The sequence below is a fragment of the Lysinibacillus sp. fkY74-1 genome (genome assembly GCF_053165895.1).
In genome coordinates, this window is record NZ_CP170173.1 from 3,910,068 (window position 1) to 3,930,378 (window position 20,311).

General features: G+C 37.3%; 21 protein-coding genes and 1 riboswitch. Of the genes, 10 read left to right on the top strand and 11 right to left on the bottom strand.

The features are described 5' to 3' along the window. The first annotated feature begins 287 nt into the window (after positions 1–287). Positions 288–473, top strand: coding sequence for an SE1561 family protein (locus tag ACE1MS_RS19400; protein ID WP_008173529.1), 186 nt, complete (start codon positions 288–290; stop codon positions 471–473). A 42-nt stretch (positions 474–515) separates the two neighbouring features. Here ACE1MS_RS19400 and ACE1MS_RS19405 read toward each other — a convergent pair whose 3' ends face one another. Continuing rightward, a complete protein-coding gene (locus tag ACE1MS_RS19405) occupies positions 516–1,316 on the bottom strand; it encodes a YwqG family protein (RefSeq protein ID WP_031416870.1) in 801 nt (266 codons plus the stop codon). Positions 1,317–1,506: 190 nt separating this feature from the next. On the opposite strand from ACE1MS_RS19405, the gene ACE1MS_RS19410 reads away from it, so the two are divergent. Together ACE1MS_RS19410 and ACE1MS_RS19415 are read left to right on the top strand one after the other, a co-directional pair. After that, the gene (locus tag ACE1MS_RS19410) at positions 1,507–3,045 is read left to right on the top strand and encodes a fumarate hydratase (protein WP_031416868.1); all 1,539 of its coding nucleotides are present in this window, start codon (positions 1,507–1,509) and stop codon (positions 3,043–3,045) included. 259 nt (positions 3,046–3,304) lie between these two features. Then, positions 3,305–5,209, top strand: a complete 1,905-nt coding sequence (locus ACE1MS_RS19415) for a heavy metal translocating P-type ATPase (RefSeq protein WP_012292092.1) — start codon at positions 3,305–3,307, stop codon at positions 5,207–5,209. Positions 5,210–5,271: 62 nt separating this feature from the next. Here the strand turns inward: ACE1MS_RS19415 and ACE1MS_RS19420 are convergent, their stop codons facing one another. Together ACE1MS_RS19420 and ACE1MS_RS19425 are read right to left on the bottom strand one after the other, a co-directional pair. Beyond that, the gene (locus ACE1MS_RS19420; RefSeq protein ID WP_012292091.1) at positions 5,272–6,189 is read right to left on the bottom strand and encodes a YihY/virulence factor BrkB family protein; all 918 of its coding nucleotides are present in this window, start codon (positions 6,187–6,189) and stop codon (positions 5,272–5,274) included. A gap of 22 nt (positions 6,190–6,211) precedes the next feature. Next, the gene (locus ACE1MS_RS19425) at positions 6,212–6,538 is read right to left on the bottom strand and encodes a hypothetical protein (protein ID WP_012292090.1); all 327 of its coding nucleotides are present in this window, start codon (positions 6,536–6,538) and stop codon (positions 6,212–6,214) included. 178 nt (positions 6,539–6,716) lie between these two features. Here ACE1MS_RS19425 and ACE1MS_RS19430 point away from each other — a divergent pair, with 178 nt between their 5' ends. Continuing rightward, complete coding sequence (locus ACE1MS_RS19430; RefSeq protein WP_031416866.1) at positions 6,717–6,938, top strand: DUF1128 domain-containing protein; 222 nt, start codon at positions 6,717–6,719, stop codon at positions 6,936–6,938. A gap of 55 nt (positions 6,939–6,993) precedes the next feature. Here the strand turns inward: ACE1MS_RS19430 and motB are convergent, their stop codons facing one another. Further along, positions 6,994–7,758: a flagellar motor protein MotB gene (motB, locus tag ACE1MS_RS19435; protein ID WP_025115820.1), complete on the bottom strand. Its 765-nt coding sequence runs from the start codon at positions 7,756–7,758 to the stop codon at positions 6,994–6,996. Then, positions 7,742–8,545, bottom strand: a complete 804-nt coding sequence (gene motA, locus ACE1MS_RS19440; protein ID WP_031416865.1) for a flagellar motor stator protein MotA — start codon at positions 8,543–8,545, stop codon at positions 7,742–7,744. Before motA ends, motB begins: the two co-directional genes overlap by 17 nt. A 190-nt stretch (positions 8,546–8,735) precedes the next feature. On the opposite strand from motA, the gene ACE1MS_RS19445 reads away from it, so the two are divergent. From ACE1MS_RS19445 to ACE1MS_RS19455, 3 genes are all read left to right on the top strand, one after another. Then, on the top strand, positions 8,736–9,977 hold the full coding sequence (locus ACE1MS_RS19445; RefSeq protein WP_012292086.1) for an aminopeptidase: 1,242 nt from the start codon (positions 8,736–8,738) through the stop codon (positions 9,975–9,977). A 138-nt stretch (positions 9,978–10,115) separates the two neighbouring features. After that, positions 10,116–10,250 carry a hypothetical protein gene (locus ACE1MS_RS19450; protein WP_004225590.1) on the top strand — a complete coding sequence of 45 codons (135 nt, stop codon included), beginning with the start codon at positions 10,116–10,118 and terminating at the stop codon, positions 10,248–10,250. A gap of 176 nt (positions 10,251–10,426) precedes the next feature. After that, complete coding sequence (locus ACE1MS_RS19455) at positions 10,427–10,990, top strand: beta-class carbonic anhydrase (RefSeq protein ID WP_012292084.1); 564 nt, start codon at positions 10,427–10,429, stop codon at positions 10,988–10,990. Between the two features lie 70 nt (positions 10,991–11,060). On the opposite strand, the gene ACE1MS_RS19460 is transcribed toward ACE1MS_RS19455, so the two are convergent. Then, a complete protein-coding gene (locus ACE1MS_RS19460) occupies positions 11,061–11,648 on the bottom strand; it encodes a GNAT family N-acetyltransferase (RefSeq protein ID WP_012292083.1) in 588 nt (195 codons plus the stop codon). 175 nt (positions 11,649–11,823) lie between these two features. Next, complete coding sequence (locus tag ACE1MS_RS19465) at positions 11,824–12,633, bottom strand: polyphosphate kinase 2 family protein (protein ID WP_198695458.1); 810 nt, start codon at positions 12,631–12,633, stop codon at positions 11,824–11,826. A gap of 199 nt (positions 12,634–12,832) precedes the next feature. Between ACE1MS_RS19465 and ACE1MS_RS19470 the strand changes: the two genes are divergently transcribed. Next, positions 12,833–13,546 carry a hypothetical protein gene (locus ACE1MS_RS19470; RefSeq protein WP_031416860.1) on the top strand — a complete coding sequence of 238 codons (714 nt, stop codon included), beginning with the start codon at positions 12,833–12,835 and terminating at the stop codon, positions 13,544–13,546. 28 nt (positions 13,547–13,574) lie between these two features. Here the strand turns inward: ACE1MS_RS19470 and map are convergent, their stop codons facing one another. Both map and thiT read right to left on the bottom strand, forming a co-directional pair. Beyond that, positions 13,575–14,330, bottom strand: coding sequence for a type I methionyl aminopeptidase (gene map / locus ACE1MS_RS19475; protein WP_036216602.1), 756 nt, complete (start codon positions 14,328–14,330; stop codon positions 13,575–13,577). Positions 14,331–14,501: 171 nt separating this feature from the next. Next, positions 14,502–15,062 carry an energy-coupled thiamine transporter ThiT gene (gene thiT / locus ACE1MS_RS19480; protein WP_031416858.1) on the bottom strand — a complete coding sequence of 187 codons (561 nt, stop codon included), beginning with the start codon at positions 15,060–15,062 and terminating at the stop codon, positions 14,502–14,504. Positions 15,063–15,196: 134 nt separating this feature from the next. Continuing rightward, positions 15,197–15,304: riboswitch (TPP riboswitch) on the bottom strand. 126 nt (positions 15,305–15,430) lie between these two features. Here thiT and ACE1MS_RS19485 point away from each other — a divergent pair. Both ACE1MS_RS19485 and ACE1MS_RS19490 read left to right on the top strand, forming a co-directional pair. Next, complete coding sequence (locus ACE1MS_RS19485; protein WP_031416856.1) at positions 15,431–15,754, top strand: DUF4870 domain-containing protein; 324 nt, start codon at positions 15,431–15,433, stop codon at positions 15,752–15,754. Positions 15,755–15,810: 56 nt separating this feature from the next. Next, entirely contained in the window at positions 15,811–15,933 is a 123-nt protein-coding gene (locus ACE1MS_RS19490) for a hypothetical protein (protein WP_257216288.1), read from the top strand. Positions 15,934–15,973: 40 nt separating this feature from the next. Here ACE1MS_RS19490 and ACE1MS_RS19495 read toward each other — a convergent pair whose 3' ends face one another. Both ACE1MS_RS19495 and ACE1MS_RS19500 read right to left on the bottom strand, forming a co-directional pair. After that, positions 15,974–19,054 (bottom strand): SbcC/MukB-like Walker B domain-containing protein, encoded by a 3,081-nt coding sequence (locus ACE1MS_RS19495; protein ID WP_447402570.1) that lies wholly within the window; start codon positions 19,052–19,054, stop codon positions 15,974–15,976. Beyond that, entirely contained in the window at positions 19,051–20,208 is a 1,158-nt protein-coding gene (locus tag ACE1MS_RS19500) for an exonuclease SbcCD subunit D (RefSeq protein ID WP_198695462.1), read from the bottom strand. Before ACE1MS_RS19500 ends, ACE1MS_RS19495 begins: the two co-directional genes overlap by 4 nt. Positions 20,209–20,311: the final 103 nt, after the last annotated feature.

Consider the following 20,311-nt stretch of genomic DNA (forward strand, 5'->3'; position numbering starts at 1 on the left):
AGGCTTAACGAATACTTATAGTCATTTAATTGTATAAACACGAAATTCGGCTTTTGATTATTACCGAGTACTTGTTTAAACTCCCTCCTTTTCGAGTTAGAGTTTTAAAGATGTTTTCAATCAGCTCCTTTACTTTATCTTAAAACAACTTTAACATACATATTCAATATTGTAAATATTCCGTCTACTTATTTTTGAAATTAATCTCTTAGTCCTAGGCATCTACCTAAACATTGAAATTTCAGCTTAAATCAGCTACGATGAAAGGGATGAAACGAGGTGTACGAATGTCCAAGCCAATCACTGATAAAAAACAGCAAGTAACCTATTTAAGAGAGCGTCTTGAAATGTTTTTAGAAGTATTAGATGCCCTAGATCCAGAAACAGCTGAATTAGATGATATTGATCGTTTAATTCAAATGATGGATGACCTAGAAGACAAAATGGAGCAATTTAATGCTCGTGAACAATAAAGATGAAAAAACAAGCGAGCACAAAGTATGCTCGCTTGTTTTTTAATGACAGTCCCAATTATAAAGAACATTGCTAAAGTCTTTATTTTTTAACTCTTCCTCAGTAATAAAGAAATTTCCAACTCCACAATCGCCCCATAATATATCATCCCCCACACTATCTATTTGCAAGAGCAAAATGGTAGAGTCTGTATAATTACCGTATGCTCGTGGATCTTCTTGTGTAAAGAATGGATACCCCCCTATTTTAAGTCCATCCCCAGTTAAAGCATCATAAAAGGCATCTTCTACTGTTTCGTTATCTTCAATAGCCTTCAAGATGCTACTGTAGATTTCATTGGCTCTGTAATCATCAATCGTTAAGGGTTCGAAACCTGTTTTAAAGGATAAGGTCATTTCACGCTCTACCGGAAAATACATTTCCTCATCTTCTTTTTCTACAAATGAAAAATCTTGAATAAGCTGTGCTTCATCATGTATAACGGTATCATGAAAAATGACACGAAAGCCTTCTTGATTTTTTCCATTATCAAAGTCCATTCCTAATACATCGTCATAGCCATCAATATAAAACTGCACTATCCCTTCTTCTGGGAAATGAGGCAAATGCTTAGGCAATTCTGCAAAATTAACTTGGGCTAAAAGCTTTAGTGGTTGTCCACTTGCATTTTTAGGATATTCCATCGCTAGTGGGAAATAAGGGTCCCCTGCAAACTTACTTTGAAACAAGGTTGTTTTCCCAGCATATGCATCAATCAGAACAACGGGCTTCATTGTTTCCTCTATTAGCGGTCTGTATTGATCAAATTCTTCAGGTAATTCAAGTAAAGTTTTAGCAGACATACAAATTCCTCCTAAATGTGGGTTACTATCATTATAGAACAAACGTTCTATAAAATCAACTCCCTCCCCAAATACTATTAAACTATGCGTAAATTTAGCCCTCATAGGTAAGGACTCTTTTTTTCATTAGTTGAAAAGAGTATAATGTTACGTGGAAATAATCAAATTTTCTATGGGGGGCAATACACGAATGAATCTACAAACTTTGGAGAAAAGTCTTTATGATTTAATTACTGAAACATCCACAAATTTACCTAAGGATGTACGTCGTGCGATTAAAAAAGCAAAAGAAGCGGAGAATGCTGGAACACGTGCGGCAATGAGCTTAGACACAATCTCAAATAATATTATTATGGCTGAAGATAATGTATCACCTATTTGTCAAGATACTGGTCTTCCAACTTTTAAAATTTATACACCTGTGGGCGTAAACCAATTAGAAATTAAAGCTGCGATTAAAAAGGCAATCAATGATACTACAGCTGATGCAAAACTACGTCCAAATGCAGTGGATTCATTAACTGGCGCCAATAGTGGTAATAACCTTGGCGATGGTTTACCAGTTATGAAGTTTGAACAATGGGAAAATGATTACATTACGATTAAATTAATTCTAAAAGGTGGCGGCTGTGAGAACAAAAACATTCAATACAGTCTTCCATGTGAAATAGATGGTCTAGGTCGTGCAGGTCGTGACTTAGATGGTATCCGTAAGTGTATTTTACACTCTGTATACCAAGCACAAGGCCAAGGCTGTTCAGCTGGTTTCATCGGCGTAGGTATTGGTGGAGATCGTTCTTCCGGCTACGATTTAGCAAAGGAACAATTATTCCGTCATGTTGAAGATACAAATCCAAATCCTGATCTTGCCAAATTAGAAGAGTATGTGGTGAAAACTTCTAATACATTTGGTATCGGTACAATGGGGTTCGGTGGTGAAGCAACATTACTAGGCTGCAAAATTGGGGTTATGCACCGTATCCCAGCTTCATTCTATGTGTCTGTAGCATATAACTGCTGGGCTTACCGTCGTATGGCTGTGGATATCGATCCTCAAACTGGTGAAATTATTAAATGGCACTACCAAGAAGGTGAAAAAATTACTTTCAAAGAGGATGAAGTGGCAGCTACAACAGAAGACAACACAACAAATGTAGTAGAGCTTACTGCACCAATTACAGAAGAACAAATTCGTTCACTAAAAGTTGGAGATGTAGTTTCTATTACAGGACGTATGTATACTGGTCGTGACGCTATCCACCATCATTTAATGAGCCATGATGCACCAGTCGATCTAAATGGACAAGTTATCTATCACTGTGGACCAGTTATGGCAAAAGATGAGGAAGGCAATTGGACAGTAAAAGCAGCTGGCCCAACTACTTCTATTCGTGAGGAGCCTTATCAAGGCGATATCATGAAAAAATTCGGTATTCGTGCTGTCATCGGTAAAGGTGGTATGGGACCAAAAACATTAAAAGCTCTTAATGAACATGGTGGCGTTTACCTAAATGCTATCGGTGGAGCAGCACAATATTACGCAGACTGCATTAAAGGTGTAGATGGTGTTGATTTAATGGAATTTGGTATTCCAGAAGCGATGTGGCACTTAAATGTTGAAAAATTTACAGCAGTTGTAACAATGGATTCACACGGCAACTCATTACACGCAGATGTCGATAAATCATCTTTAGAAAAACTTGCACTGCACGCAGAAAGAGTTTTCTAATTAAATATAAGTAAGTAGTAGCCCTTTTTACTGCACACTTTTGTAAGGCACAGAATATTCCTAGTGAATAGACTGTGCCTTTTTCTGTTAATAAAATTCCTCCTTTTTTTAACTCCCTCTTTATTTCTATAAATTACTTTGTTATAATTATTCTAAATAAAAGATGTGGTAATTGAAATCCATTTTCAATTAAAGGCCATAAATAAATGCTTATATTTAAGGGTTTTGATATTGATTTTCATTATCAGGAGGGATAGGAATGGAACACTCTAATCGAGAAAATATAAATTTAATTGAGAAAATCAAAGAACATGCAGAATTAATCGCTGCGTTAATGGCTGGTGTATTCATCTTACTTGCATGGCGTTTAGATATAAGCGGACAAACAACCGCTTCTGTTCTTCTTTATGTCATTGCATTTTGTGTAGGTGGTTTTGCCAAAGCAAAGGAAGGTATAGAAGAAACCATAGAAGAAAGGAAATTGAATGTTGAACTCCTAATGGTATTAGCAGCTATTGGTTCTGCTGCTATTGGTTATTGGACAGAAGGTGCCATTCTTATTTTCATCTTTGCAGTAAGTGGTGCACTTGAAACATATGCTATGAATAAAAGTCATCGTGAAATATCTGCGTTAATGAATCTTCAGCCAGAAGAAGCCTGGTTAGTTCGAGGCAGCTTTGAGCCAATGAAGGTATCTGTTTCGACATTACAAATTGGTGATCATTTATTGATTAAACCCGGGGAGCGTATTCCAGCCGACGGCATTATTTTTAAAGGACAGTCTTCCATTGATGAGTCAGCTATAAGTGGTGAACCATTACCCGTTTTAAAACGTGAGGGTGATGAAATATTTGCAGGTACGGTAAACTTGAATGGCGCTATTACAATGGAAATGACGAAGGCCAATTCAGAAACACTCTTTCAAAAAATTATTCAGCTTGTCCAAAGTGCTCAAAGTGAAAAATCTCCGTCTCAACAATTTATCGAAAAATTCGAGGGAACTTATGTAAAATTTGTTTTACTTGGTGTAGCCATCATGATGTTCCTTCCCCATTTCGTACTTGGTTGGGATTGGACAACAACTTTTTATCGTGCCATGGTTTTATTGGTTGTTGCTTCTCCATGTGCCCTTGTCGCAGCCATCATGCCAGCGACACTTGCAGCTATTTCAAATGGTGCTAAAAATGGTGTGCTATTTAAGGGCGGCTTACATTTAGAGCATCTAAGTGTTTTAGGTGCATTAGCTGTTGATAAAACTGGAACATTAACACAAGGTAAACCAGTCGTAACAGATTTTATTGTCCGTGATGGATTCGATCGTAATATGGCTTTAGCTATTCTTGCGGGAATAGAAACACAATCCAACCATCCTCTTGCTCAAGCCATTACTTCCTATGCGAAAGCGGAAGGAATTACTGCCTTACCATCAGCAACAATTGAGGATATCCCAGGATGGGGTATTAAGGGGACCGTTCACAACAAGGAATATCAAGTTGGTAAACCTGATTTTGTGAATGCTCAACATGCCAATGATTTTGCAAATGGAGCTGCGGCAAAACTTGCTGCACAAGGTAAAACGGTTATTTTCATCCGTGACCAAAATGGAATTGTAGCGTTAACAGCTTTAAAGGATACTGTACGTAACGAAGCCAAAAAAGCTGTGTCATTATTAAAAGAGCTTGGTATTCAAGTCGTCATGCTTACTGGAGACAACGAAAAAACGGCAAAAGTAATTGCTAAAGAAGCTGGTGTCACTGAGTATGTAGCGGAGTGTCTACCTGAAACGAAGGTAACAGAAATGAAACGTTTGCTTTCCCAATATCAATTTGTAGGAATGGTGGGTGACGGCATCAATGACGCCCCCGCACTAGCTACAGCAACTACCGGCATTGCGATGGGTGAGGGTACAGACGTTGCATTAGAAACCGCTGATGTTGTATTAATGAAAAACGATCTATCTAAAATTGCTTATGCTGTTCGCCTCTCTCGTAAAATGCAACGAATTGTAAAGCAAAATATCATCTTCTCTATCGGGGTAATTATTTTGCTAATTGCCTCAAACTTTTTACAAGTAGTCGATTTACCTCTAGGTGTTATTGGACATGAGGGTAGTACCATCCTCGTTATTTTAAACGGCTTACGCATGCTGAATAAAAATGTTTAATCACAAAGATGCCTCGCTTCTTTCATAATAGAAGCGAGGCCTTTTTTAATTATGTCATTTTCTTATCTATTAATTTCCTTTTGTAATGCCCTTTTCTGCATTGTAGCATTTAATACTCCACCAAAGATTAAAATAATTCCTGTAAAATATAACCAGAGCATTAAAATAATAACGCCACCAATACTACCATATGTAGCAGAATAATTCGCAAAGTTATTAATATAGAAAGAGAAAGCATATGTGACCACTAACCAGGCAAGCGTAGCAAACATTGCCCCTGGCCAAACACCTAATATTTTCAACCGAGGGCTTGTATTAGGTACGAACCAGTAAATACCCATTAAAACAATAAAAATAAGTATTGGTGGTATCGACCATCTTAAATTATGCCAGACCGATTCAAATTGTTCCTCTATTCCGACGATTGAAAATAAGAAATGTCCTATTTGCTGGCCAAATACCGGCAATAGAAGAGCGACTGCCATGACAACTACAAGAGCCACTGTAAAAACAAGAGATAGCCCTCTATCTAATATACCTGCTCTTCCTTCTGTATCGTATGCTTTATTTAAAGCTCGAATCAGCGCATTAATACCTTTAGATGCCGACCATATCGTACCTAGTACACCGATGGACAATAAACTACTGTTGCGGTTTGTTAAAATTTCATTCAACGTATTTTCAATAAGCTTATACACTTCATCTGGCAATACATTTACTAAAAATGAATAAACCTGCGTTGTTTCTAAGTTAAGATATGGTAGCAATGTCACGAGGAAGATAAGTAATGGGAAGAATGATAGTAAAAAGAAATAAGCGAGCTGTGCGGAAAGCGCTGAAATTTCCACTCGCTTTACCCGACCTATCAAATCTTGGACAAAGCCCTTGGATGTCATGACATCAATCACTTCCCCTTCAGGAGACACAAATGATTTGACGAATCCAAAGGCATTTTGCATTGTTGCCTTTTTCTTTTCCATACAACTCCTCCTAAAACTACAATTATTCTTTATGAGGTAAAGTAAAAGCTGACTTTGTGTCATCAATCATACTTTGAATCGTAGTTGGCAATTCTTTAAACTCCTCCACCTTCTCTGCAATAGTGTTGACATTATCTGACACATTTTCACAAAGCACCTTCGCAGCCAGTACTTTTTCCTCCACGAGGACCTGTAATTCTTCACGATTTGTTGCATAATACGTGACAGCTTCTTTCATTTTTTTTGTAGTGTCAATTGTTTTCTCACGAGTAGTGCGATCGAGCATGCTTAACGCTGCTCCAATTGCTGCTCCTGCTACGATTGATACTAATAATTTACTTTGACCCATATTAAAACCCCCTGCTTGTGTAATTGCATATTCCCTAATATTTCATAAATAAACTAGTCTACTGCCCTTATTCTACCCAATAACAGTCTATTTTTAAAGCAATGCCCAAATACGGAGTTGACATTTTTTTTATTCAATGAAATGATATGTGCGAGGAGTACGAAAGGTAGGCTAAAAAATGGATTTGTCAGTCCCGTCAAAGGAAAACGTTATTTATATGATTGATCAAATGAAGGACAAGCTTCGCATGGTAAATGTCGATGCAATGAAATCGGAACACTTCGATGAAGCAAACTACGAAGACTTAACGTATTTATACGAAATGGTTATGAAAAGAGAATCATTTAGTCCAAGTGAAATGCAGGCAATTGTTGCAGAATTGGGCGCTTTACGTAAATAAGCAAATAAAAAAGCTATTAGCAGGAGACAAATAGTCCTTGCTAATAGCTTTTTATTTATTGTGTATTCTTCGCTTCCGAGCCGTCCTCAGTCACTAGTGGTTGAATAAGTACTTCAACACGTCGGTTCTTTGCACGACCTTCTGCTGTATCATTTGGTGCAATCGCACGGTTTTCGCCATAGCCTTTTGCACTAAAGTTCTCAGATTTCAATTGCGAATTACTGTCTAATAAAACCATATAGAAATTAGATGCACGCATTAATGATAGCTCTAAATTTGATGAAAAATTAGGACCAGCTGGAACGTTATCCGTATGACCAGTAATAACAATATTACGTGGTGGATTGGATACTAATACATCCGCAAGCTCCTTCGCAATAGGAATATACTCTGGTTTAATCGTTGCTTGCCCAGGATCAAATAAAATACTATCACGAATTGTCACAAGTAAACCTTCATCCGTCATTTCTGTAGCGAATTGACCTTCCATTTCATTGACAGCGATAAAATTATCGACACTATCTTTAATTTCAGCCAACTCCTGCTGATCCTTTAAGTAGGCTGAATTTTGCTGTGGTGTTTGGTCGCTATCCGCATTTGGACTAGGTACTGGTGCAGGCTGCTCTAAAAAGCTTGTTCCACCATCAAAAACCTGACTAAAAACGGCTGACATTCTCTCTAGCTTTTCTTGGTCTACTGAACTTGAAGCAAATAGTATAATAAACACAGCTAAGAGCAATGTTAAGATGTCGGCATATGGCACTAGCCAAGACTCATCTATATGCTCATCATGCTTTTTTTTCTTAGCTTTCTTTGCCAAGGCCACCCGCCCCGCTTTCACCAGAAATTTGACGACGTTCTTCCATCGTTAAGTATGATGATAGTTTTTGTTCAATAACACGTGGAGCCTCCCCTTCTAATACTGAAAGGATACCCTCAATCATCATTCTCTTTTGTTTCACTTCTAAAGCAGACTTACGTTTTAATTTGTTCGCAAATGGGTGCCATAAAACATAACCAGTAAAGATACCGAGTAATGTAGCCATGAAAGCTGCTGAAATAGCGTGTCCAAGCTTTTCAATATCATTCATATCAGCCAATGCGGCGATTAAACCTACTACTGCACCAAGAACCCCAAGAGTTGGTGCATATGTACCTGCTTGTGTAAAAATGGCAGAGCCACTTGCATGACGTTCTTCCATAGCCTCTACTTCCTCTGTTAATACATCACGGATGTAGTCTGCATTTTGTCCATCAATTGCTAATGTAAGACCATTTTTCAAAAATGGATCTTCAATTTCTGATGCTTTACTTTCAAGTGCTAATAGCCCTTCACGACGAGCTAAGTCAGCCCATTGCGAAAACATCTTAATAATTTCAATATCATTTGCTAATTTAGTTTCTTTAAAAAGAATCTTAAATAGCTTTGGTACACGCTTTAACTCTTGCATTGGAAAGGCAATTGTTACTGCAGAAATAGTACCAAAGATGATAATTAGGATAGCTGCTGGGTTATAAAATGCTGTTAAACTTACACCCTTCATTACCATCCCTGTTAACAGCGCTATAAACGCAATTATTAACCCTATGATCGACGACTTATCCATTCTAGAACCTCCAAATCTACTATCTACTGTTAATTTCGTCTAATTTTCCATATTTTAAATATATAATGCTAGTATAAATGTATTTTAATTATTTTTCGATGTAATTAATGCTTTTTATTCACATTTCGACCATTTTTGATTATATTGAATTAAGAATCTTACACTAAACTGTCTTATTTCAAAGGGGGATATGAATTTGTTATTATCATTTAACACAAAATTACTAAAATATGCCGAATTAGCAATAAAAGTAGGAGTAAATATCCAAAAAGATCAATATCTTTATATAAGCTGTTCGACTGATAACTTAAAATTAGCTCAAATTATTACTAAATTAGCCTATAAAAATGGTGCAAAACAAGTATTTGTCGATTTATCTGACGATGAACTTGTTCGTGCTCGCTATGAAGGAGCACCGAAAGACTCATTTGATTTCTTCCCACCATGGAAAGTTCAAGAACGTGAGTGGCTGGCTGAAAATGGTGCTGCTTTCCTAAGCATTAGTTCACAAAACCCAGATTTACTAAAAGGTATTGAGCGTGACAGAATTATGGCGTTCCAAAAAGCATCAGGCCAAGCATTAGCGAACTATTATCAGTTGCTACAGTCTGATAAATTTAGTTGGTCAGTTATCGCTGCTCCATCTAAAGCATGGGCAGCAAAGGTTTTTCCTGATTTACCAGAGGATCAACAAATGGATGCCCTATGGGAAGCTATCTTTGCAGCGACGCGTATTGATCTTGAACATTCAGTGGAAGCTTGGTTAGCTCACGACAAAGAATTACACGACAAAGCGGAATATTTAAACAGCAAACAGTATAAGTCGCTTCACTACACGGCTCCAGGTACAGATTTAACCATCGAGTTACCTGCACATCACATCTGGACAGGCGGTAGTAGTGTCAACGAACAAGGTCAAACATTTATGGCGAATATACCTACTGAAGAAATTTTTACTGCACCTTTAAAAACAGGCATAAATGGGTTTGTATCCAGCACTAAACCGTTAAGCTATGGTGGCAATATTATTAACAATTTCACATTAACGTTTAAAGATGGCCGTATTATCGATGTAAAAGCTGAGGAAGGTCAAGAAATTTTAGCTTCTCTTATTGAAACAGACGAGGGGGCGCATTATCTTGGTGAAATAGCATTAGTGCCTCATCATTCCCCTATTTCCCAATCGAATTTGTTATTCTACAATACGTTATTTGATGAAAATGCCTCAAATCATTTAGCCATTGGTAGTGCTTATGCTTTTTGTATTGAAGGTGGTAAAGACATGTCTTCTGATGAGTTAGCTGCTCATGGCATAAACCAAAGCTTAACACATGTAGACTTTATGATTGGATCGAATAAAATGAATATTGATGGCATTACCCACGATAATCAAAAAGAACCAATATTCCGTGATGGAAATTGGGCATTTTAAATAATCCATTCTTACTAATAGTATTCTAGTCTAGTATGTTATGGATGTCATAAATTATCCTTAGATTTTCCTAGTATCCTATTGTATAATTAGTTTAGGGTAATTAGTAGATCATTTAAGTAGAGAGGAGCTCTAAAAATGTTCATTACAACTGTTCTTGGCTTTTCAGCAGTTTTATTAATTTCAACTGGATTCTTCATCCACTACCTACAAGTAGGTTTAGATAGCAAGTCTTCAGTAACTGTAGATCCAAAGCCAAACGAAAAATTTTAAGTAAAAAAACAGCTACTGTAAAAGTAGCTGTTTTTTTATAGTTTCAACGTTATTAAGCTGCTAAAGTGTACGAAGTTTGCTTCTTTATTGTAAAAATTGTCTGAAAAAAGTCTTTATTGTTTGCATAATTAAAGTTTTGCTCTAAAATATTTTTTGTAAGGAAGGGAGCAATTTTCATGACAATGTTACAAGATATTTTAGGGTTTAACAAAGAGTTTGTACAAGAGAAAAAATATGAACCATTCATCACTACAAAATATCCTGATAAACGTATTGTTGTTTTATCTTGTATGGATACTCGTCTTGTAGAGCTTTTACCAAAAGCGATGAATCTCCGTAATGGCGATGTAAAAATTGTGAAAAGTGCCGGTGCATTAGTGAGCCATCCTTTCGGTGCTGTAATGCGTAGTTTATTAGTTGCTGTCTATGGCCTACAAGCAGATGAAGTTTATGTGGTTGGACATTATGACTGTGGTATGAGTGCAGTTGATCCTGATGCCATGCTAAGTGAAATGGTTAAAAGAGGTATCAATCCAGAAACCATCAAAATGCTGGAGTATTCTGGTTTTGATTTAAAAGAATTTTTACGTGGTTTTGGTGATGTAGCGACAAGTGTCAAAAAAAGTGTCGACACGATTCGAAATCACCCATTAATGGTAAAAGACGTTCCTGTACATGGTTTAATTATTGACCCAAATACAGGTCATCTAGATTTAATTGAAGATGGTAACCATCAATAGTTATCCTAACTTGATTTATAGCTAATCAATAAACAAGTGCTTTCCTTTGAAAAGAAAGGCACTTGTTTATTTATTCATCCTCTAAACGAGCATACATATAATGATCCACCCAATGACCATTAATATACAGGAGCTTCCTTAAAAGACCTTCCTGTTGAAAGCCCGCCTTCTCTAAAACACGCATCGAGGGATTATTTTGGGTTGATACATATGCCTCTACTCGATGTAGCCCAATTTGATCGAATGCAAAGCGGACTACCATATTCACTGCCTCAGTAACAATTCCTTTACCTACGTAAATTTCATCCATAGCATATCCCACAAATGCACTTGAGTAGGGTAAACGTTTTACAGCATATAGTGCAATATGTCCTATTAGGTTATTAGTACCATGCTCAAAAATGCCAAAAGTAAATTCTCGCTTTGAATCCATTAAATATAAGCTTTCTTGAATTTTTTTATATTGCGCGTCGATCGTATAGTATTCAGGTCTTTGTAAAGGCTCATATGTTGACCAAAAGTATTTATTGCGGCTTACGAGACCTGTTAAACTTCGTGCATCATTTTCTTGGAATGTTCGGATGTAGCATTTTTCCCCCTTTATAGTTACCACATTCCCACCCTTTTTTCTTAATAAATTCCAAATTTTAAGCACCATTTCTCCACACTAGCCTTCCAATCAATATCGGTAGAAATTTTCACTACCTTCTTAACTAATAGAATTTAAAGGAGTAATCCCTAGTTTTACCTTATTGTATGTAAAAAAAGATGCTGCTACAACTAAAACAGCTCATGTCTTCATGTCATAGCACCATCATTTTACATTTTATTTTTTACTTCTTCTTCTCATTCAAGGTGTTCAGGCTGGATGAGTCAGCATCTTCTAAAAGCGGATTGTCTAATACATTTGTTAAATGAAGTCCACGTTTCAGTGCCTCTCGTTCAATATGTGCAAGCGTTTCTTGTAGCACCTGCACACGTGCATATTTTTTATCGTTTCCAGCTACTAAAATCCATGGAGCATTTTTCTTATCGGTCTTGTCAAACATTTCATTGGCAGCCTCAATATATTGTGGTGACTTTTCTCGATTGCGCCAATCCTCTTCTGTTAGCTTCCAAGATTTATATGGATTTTGTTCTCGTTCCTTAAAACGCTTTAATTGCTCCTCATCTGAAACATGAAGCCAGAACTTAATTATTATGTAGTCCCCCGCAGTTAAAATCTTTTCAAAATTATTAATCTCCTCATAGGCACGAGACCATTCTTCCTTCGTTGCGAACCCTTCAATACGTTCTACTAATACACGCCCATACCATGAACGATCGAAAACAGCGATTTGCCCATGCTGAGGTAGCTTTCTCCAGAACCGTTGTAAATAGTTATAGCGTAGCTCATGTGGCTGTGGAGCTGAAATTGGGTGTACGATATAGCCACGTGGATCGACACGTTCAATTAAACGTTTTATCGCTCCACCTTTCCCAGCGGCATCCATACCTTCAAACACTAAAATTAAACCAATTTTGTTTTTTAATAAAAATTGTTGGGCATTTAACATTTCATATTGGAGTACTTTTAATTTCTTTTTATACATCTTTTTATCTAGTTCAATAGATAGGTCTAGATTTTTTAAGTTTTGTGTCATAAAGCTTCACTCCTTTATTTTGTATATATTCTTATTGTACTAAAGAAATAAATGGATGCCTATTGAGATGGTAAATTGTAGATAGTATTAGCAAACAACACGATACATTGATGGAAGTTTCCGTTATAATAAAATGAGTGACAGTACTATACTTATTTGTCTTTTCCCTATACAATTTAACACGAAGGGAGAGGAAAGCATGCCTCGGTTTTTATTGATGACAATTTCGTATATTGTCTCACTCATCCTAACCTTTTCATCCTTTTTCATGAAACTTAACGGTCAGTCTTCTTTAGAAATTTCTAATCGTTTTTCGGTGGTATTTGCACCTGTTGATGGAAGTCATTTAATTTGGATTGTCATTTATTTATTCATCGGTTATTGGTTAGTGATGAACATCAAAAAGACATCTATGAAACAGTCTGCGCTCTTTAGTTGCATAAATATTTTACAAGCATTAATGATATACGTATGGCATCATGAATTATTTATTGTTTCTCTCGGCATTACCCTACTCTTAGTCTTGTATCTATTTATGTTGTACAATACGTATCCACTTCATGACAAATCACTGTCGGGTCGTATTCCTTTCGCCATTTATTTAGCATGGATGACATTTATTTTCATCACAAATATTAGCTTTACGTTAACAGCTTATGGTTGGAACGGTTTTGGTCTAAGTACTCCTCTTTGGGCAGTTATTTTACTGACATTAGGTGGAGTCATTGCGCTACATATCCGCTTTCATCACTTTGATATCATGTATCCAAGTGTTTTTATATGGGCTTATATAGGAATCGCTTTACATAATGGTTTTGATGAGCTACTCGTAACAACCGCTGCGTTATTTTTATGTGGTGTACTCTTTGTTGGCATTTTATTCATTAAAAAAAATCCTGCCTACCAAAAGTAATTTGGTGAGCAGGATTTTTTGTGTCATCCTAGTCTTCGTCTAATGAAGTGAGGATAATTGGTTTATCTTTTGTAACAATCACTGAATGCTCAATTTGAGCAACAAGAGACTTATCGGGTGTTATGAATGTCCAACCATCACCAGCTTCTACTATATGCTCTGCTTTTGCAGAGATAAATGGCTCAACTGCAAGAACCATACCTTCTTTCATAATCGTAGAGTCCCATGCATCATAATAATTTAAAATGTGATTTGGCTCATCATGTAAAGAACGACCTAAACCATGGCCTGTTAAATTCATGATAACTGTTAAGCCATTAGCATTCGCCTCGCGCTCTACCGCCTTGCCAATTTGATTTAATTTAGAGCCAGCCTTTACCTTTGTCATTGCACGATCAAAAGCATCTTTGGCAACACGACATAGTTTTTCTTTATCTTCATAGCCATCACCGACTACAAAAGAAATACCTGTGTCGGCAAAGTAGCCATCTAAAGAGCCTGAAACATCGATATTAACGATATCTCCCTCCTGAATAACACGTTTACCTGGGATACCGTGCGCTACTTCCTCGTTGACACTAATACAAGTATATCCTGGGAAGTCATATTCTCCTTTTGGTCCAGAAATTGCACCTGCCTCAGCAAACATTCGACCGGCAATTTCATCTAGTTCAAGTGTTGTGACACCTGGTTTTGTAGCAGCCTTCATTGTTTCACGGATCTCCGCACAAATGCGTCCAATTTTTTTAAAAGCTTCAATCTCTTCTTGCGTTTTTACAATCATGTATAACGTCCCTTTCATCTAATATCTACTCTTTAATATAACATAACTTTTTATACGTATAACGCTAAACGCTTTAAATATTGTATGCGTGCCTCCTTGGCAAAGTGCAAAAAGCGCTATTCTCTTATAACTATATAAAAAACCCCTTCACCAACATGAAGGGGGATGGCATTATGCTTTACGTTGCATAAGTTGTGGAGCCGCTGTGAATAATAACACTCCCACAATGGCTGTTAATACTGTAGCAGGAAGCATATATGTACCATTATAAATAATCGAATAAATCCATGCATTTTGATCGCCGGCATACTCCGCAAAAAATACAGCCCCAGCAGTAGTATGTGCTACATAACGCAAGAAGCCTGCAAACACAGTACCTAAAATAATATAAAGTGCCATTTTTGTTTTGTTTAGTTGACTTGCTGCCTCTAGTAAAGGTCTGCGCACAATGGCTGCTAATCCTACAACTGTGAAAGCGACGCCATAATCTAGTAACCCTTGAAGCCAGTGTACAATATAAGCGCCAAACATGGTTTGCATAACACCTACAAGTAAGCCTGTTGTTAGGCCAGCTACTAAGCCCCAGCGAATAGCAATTAACATAATTGGTACCATGACAAGACTAACAGAGCCACCTTGTGCCCATACTTTAAACGAGACCTGATCCAGCACAAGGCCAATTGCTGCAAATATTGCAATCTCCACTAACATTAATAGTCTTTTTTTGTCCATACATATTCTCTCCTTTGTTCCGATGTAGGATACAAGAGCAGGAATAGAAAAGCGCTGATTTGATTCTCTCTGACATCTTATTATTTTCAAGAATGAAAAAACGATGCCAGGACAGAGCCTCACATCGTACAAGTGTCGGTTTCTATCCACATCCCTACGTAAGTGCTAGCTTACAGGTTCAAAGAGTAAAGGCATTACGTGCCCAGTCTCAGCTGACATCATCAGCTCCCCTTGTGGTCGTTACATCTGAATTTACTTTGAATAATTACATTGTACGCAAAGCATGGAATGATTACAACCTCTTCCATACTTAATTTTTGAAACTTTGCTGATTTCCATGCGTAAATATTAAAAAAGGAGGTACAACTATGGAGAACCAAAAAATTTTATCTGCCTTCAGCTATCTCAGTATTTTCTTTGCTCCTTTCATCGTACCATTGATTGTTTATTTCGTTTCGAAAGATGCTGATATCAAAAGACATTCCATTCGCGCACTAGTGTCTCATTTAATTCCTTTTGTATTTGGTATATTATTTTTCATTGTCTTTGTGTTTTCTACCTTTAGTTTAGATCCCACTTCAAGTAATAGTACAGTAATGATCGTTTGGTTCATTTCGTTCGCCATTTACGGAATTGTCTCGCTCGGAATCGTAATATGGAATATTATTCAAGCCGTTCGAGTTATCCGCTAATGTTTTACTTTTAGAATAAACAGGTAGAAGTAATTAAAAAAGGGGCTGTGTTTTTAATGAAAGTATCAAAGGTAGTAAAAACCGCTGTTAAATTAGCGCCGATTGTTATACCGATTGTAAAAAAAGTGATGGCAGCAAAAAAAGGGACAACTTCTACAGTCAGTCCTCGGAAAAAATGAAAGGAAGGTGTATTTCCTTAAGCCGGAAATACACCTTCCTTTATTTTATTTCAAAGTGTGTTTGACTATGTCCGTTTAATGTTTTTTCGACATGTAAAACTGCTGGCATCGCGGATTTTAATTCAGGCACATGGGAGATGACGCCAATCATTCGGCCAGAATCTTGTAAATCGATTAAGGTGTCTATTGCTTTATTTAATGATTCCTCATCGAGCGAGCCAAAGCCCTCATCAATAAACATAGTTTCAATATGAATATTGCCTTGGAAGCTTTGAATAACATCCGCCATTCCCAGAGCAAGACTTAATGACGCATTGAACTTTTCACCACCAGATAACGTTTTGACATCTCGTAATTGATCTGTGTAAGCATCATATACATCAAGCCCAAGTCCACTTTGCTTTGCATGCTTTTCAAGTCTGTCTGAGCGTCTAAGCTCAAATTGACCATTCGATAAATGATTAAGGCGAATATTGGCTGCCTCTGTAATTTGATCTAAATAATTTATTTGAATATATCGTTCAAAGGACAGCTTTTTCGAATTTTGCCCATTTAATAAGCCATATAGCTCCTTTACACGTCCAGCCTCACTCTCAAGTAAACGTAGCTCTCTTTCTGTTTCCTCGACTTTGTTCATAAAGCTTTGACATGATTTCACAAATCCATCTATTTGCTGAAGTTGTTTAAAGGCATCCTCATAGGCGATTCGGAGGCTTTTCACAGTCGCCTCCATCAAGGCTAAATCTTGTTCCTCTTTTCCTTGAAGATGTTTTTCTCCTTCTGAAATTTGAATTTTTAACGTATGAACCTGAAGGGTGTAGTCACTGCATGCTCTCCGGAGTTCCTCTAATTGAGTGGCACTTCTTTTCGCAGCTGCGTAGTCTTCATAGCTTACAAAGCCCGCTTCCTGCATGCTTGTTGAAAACTGTTCACGCTTGTCATTCATTTTGAGCTTTAATTCTTCAAAATTCTGTTTGGCGATCTCCACAGCTAGTTTTGCATTACTGTCAGCTTCCTTCATGGCATGTAAATGATGTTGGCTTTCCTGCCATAATTTTTGAAAATCCATTTTCTGTTGGCTAACATCTGTAAGCGTTTGTTTTAATTGCGGTAAAGTTGGAATATTTGTTGGCATTTGCTTATGCTGTTCCTCTACAATTGCCTGAAGTCTTGTCCAGCTCTTCATCTGCTCGCTTAAATATTCCTCAAGTTTTAATTGTTTGTTTTGCAATTGCTCTATTGTTAAACGCTGTTCCTTCTGGTTTTTTCTTGTTTGAGCTAACTGTTGATTGATAACCCTTAAGCTAGTAATCTCTTTCTCCATTTTTTCTAAGGAAGCTATTATCTGTGCTTGATCCTGTTGCTTGATAGAGTGTGCATATAATTGTTTCAGTGTCTCTTGCTGAAGCTGTTGTGCGGATCTTAACATTGCCTCTTTTTCCAAATACAAACGTTCATCGGAAGAAACTTTTACCCTTAATGTTTCCACCTGAGCAAGTTCAACAATTTCCAATTTCTCATTATGAGTTTGCTGATGAGCCGTACTCCCGCATACAGGACAAGGCTGCCCTTCTTTAAGCTGCTGAGCTAAAACACTTGCTTGACTTGTCAGCCAGCGTTGCTCTAATTGTTGAAGCTCCAGTCTACTGTCCTGATAGCGAGCTTTAGTTGCGATAACATCCTGTTTCGCTATCTCTACCGTTTTTGTATAGTTCTCCATCTGCATGAGCAAAGTTACTTGCTCCTGCAACTTTGGAAGTTTTTCTAAGTAACCTTCATATGGTTCCATTTGTTTTTCATAGTGCTCAATTGATTGTGAAAGCTGCTCTAATTGTGCGCTTTCTTTTTCGATTAGTACTATATTATCCGCTGCACCTTGTTTGGCGGTTTTCACATATTGCTCAGCAATTTGCAGCTGCTGTACATGGCTGTCATACGCTTCAAACTTAGGAAGCAATGCTTGGAGTTGCATTTCTTGCTGTAAAAGCAGTTGCCGCTCAGACTCTTTTGCCTCTTCCGCTTCATATTTTTCTTGTGCTCGTTGTAAGAGTTCCTTGGTTTGTAGCTGACTACTTTGGGCTTGTTGATAGGCTTGTTCTTTTAAATTTTGTTCAGCTCGTAAATCCATACATTGTTGTTCGAGTAATAGTAAACGCTCCGCTTGTTCTGCTAAAGCTATTTCCCGTTCCTTCGCATGGTATTTATCTTGCTCATCTAACAGCATTTGTAGTCGTTCTTGTCGTTTGGACTGCTCCTCAAATTGTTCATTAAGCGTTTTAGCTAAACGGTAAAATTCCTGTTCTTTTTGATGATGATTATAAGCTTCCTCATATTGTCGCTGTATATCTTCAAAACATTTTTTATAATAGGTAAGCTCCTCTTCAAGTGCTTGCTTGAGCTGAAACATATTTTCCGTATTATCCGCAATTTGTTTGAACAGAGGAGATGAACGTTGTGGAAGTGCACCAACAATTTGACCAAGTAGATGTTCTTTTAATTGTTTGGCACGTTCAAGATCACTCTCTGCTTCTTTTCGTTTAGCATCAAGCAGCTTTGTCATAGCACCAAAGCGATCTGTTTTGAAAATTTTTCGTAAGATTACCTCTTTGTTTGTTGAATCAGACGTTAATAATTTGCGAAATTCACCTTGAGGTAGCATCACAATTTGGCTAAATTGATCCTTTGTCAGACCTATAATTTCCTGAATCTTTTTATCGACCTCAAGTGTTTGCTGCTTTTCCACAATGTTATAATCGAGCATTCCCTCCCTAACTTCCGCTAGCTCCACTTTTTTACCAGTAGCTGTTTTATTTTTTCCCTTTATATGTCCGGGCTGACGTAAAATCTGATAGACCCTTCCATGCATTTCAAAAATAAGTTCTACTGCTGTATACACATCATCGTCAGCAAAGCCACTTCGTAGTAAAGCTGTATCCTGGCGATCTTCACCACTACCTGCCCCATAAAGTGCATAACAAATCGCATCAAAAATCGTCGTCTTCCCTGCTCCAGTTTTGCCAGAGATGGCGAACAATCGATGTTCCCCTAACTGTTGAAAATCAATTATTTCCGTATTTTTATAAGGACCGAATGCCGTAATCGTTAACTTTAATGGCTTCATTTTACTGTTTCTCGCTCCTTATCTAATAATTCCTGTAACATCTCTGTAAACAGGCGCTCGGTATCTTCATCTGGTTGAATCCCAATTATATCTGTAAAGAAAGAGCGGAATAGATCTATATCTTCTAGCTTTTCTGCCTCTACTACTTGAAGCTCACTTGGTTTCTCTTGTCGTAAAATCTTACGTTCAACATGCAGGGCATGAGGAAAAACAGTACGAATACGTTCCATTGGCGAAGATACGGACGTAGCATCTGTCAATCTAACAAATACATAATCATCACTTGGTGGAAGCATTAATAACTCCTCCAACTGACCTTCTACTACACGCAAATCTCTTCTCGGCATCAATTTTCTTTTCGTTACAGTACTATTTCCGTGCTCATCTAGATCGATAATTAAAAAGCCCTTTTCATGTAGATGCTCAGATAATGAATATTTTAATGGTGAACCGGCATAGCGAATCGTTTCATTTAAGACAAAATGTGCCTTATGTAAATGTCCAAGTGCTGTATAATGAAATGGTTTAAATAAAGCAGCATTCACACAGTCTGAGCCTCCTATAGAAAGCGGACGCTCTGAATCACTAGTGTTGGCTTCCTCCTCACCGTATTTGGTCACAAAGGCATGTCCAACAAATATATTACGTTTACTTGTATCCATACCTGCTGTTATATGTTCAATTATTTTCTGCATAGCATCTTGGTGAGAGCGAATGGCTTCCTCTTCAAAAATACTGCGAATAGAGGCAGGGTCTGCAAATGGTACAAGATGAAAATGCACCTCTCCAAATTGATCATTTATAATAATAGGGGCATGATCTTTCGTAAATTGGCCCTTAATATATAAACCACTATCACGCATTAATCGACTACCAAAGTTTAATCTGCCTGCACTATCGTGATTTCCTGCAACGGCTAAAATAGGAATCTTCTTTTCTAAAACTATTTTTGCTAAAGTGTCATTTAGTAAATTCACTGCCTCAATAGGGGGCATGGAACGATCGTATAGATCACCTGCTATAATAATTACATCTGGCTTTTCTTCATCGATAGCTTGTATAAATTGTTGTAGGATATATTGTTGATCTTCTGTCATATAGACACCCTGAACGAGCTTCCCTAAATGCCAATCTGCTGTATGAAATATTTTCATTCCTGTACCTCCTGTCCTCTTACTATTTTATCATGGCTAGTAAAGGATTGTTTTTCCTTTGTTTGGGGAATTAAGAACGAAAAAAAAGCATCCTATCAGATGC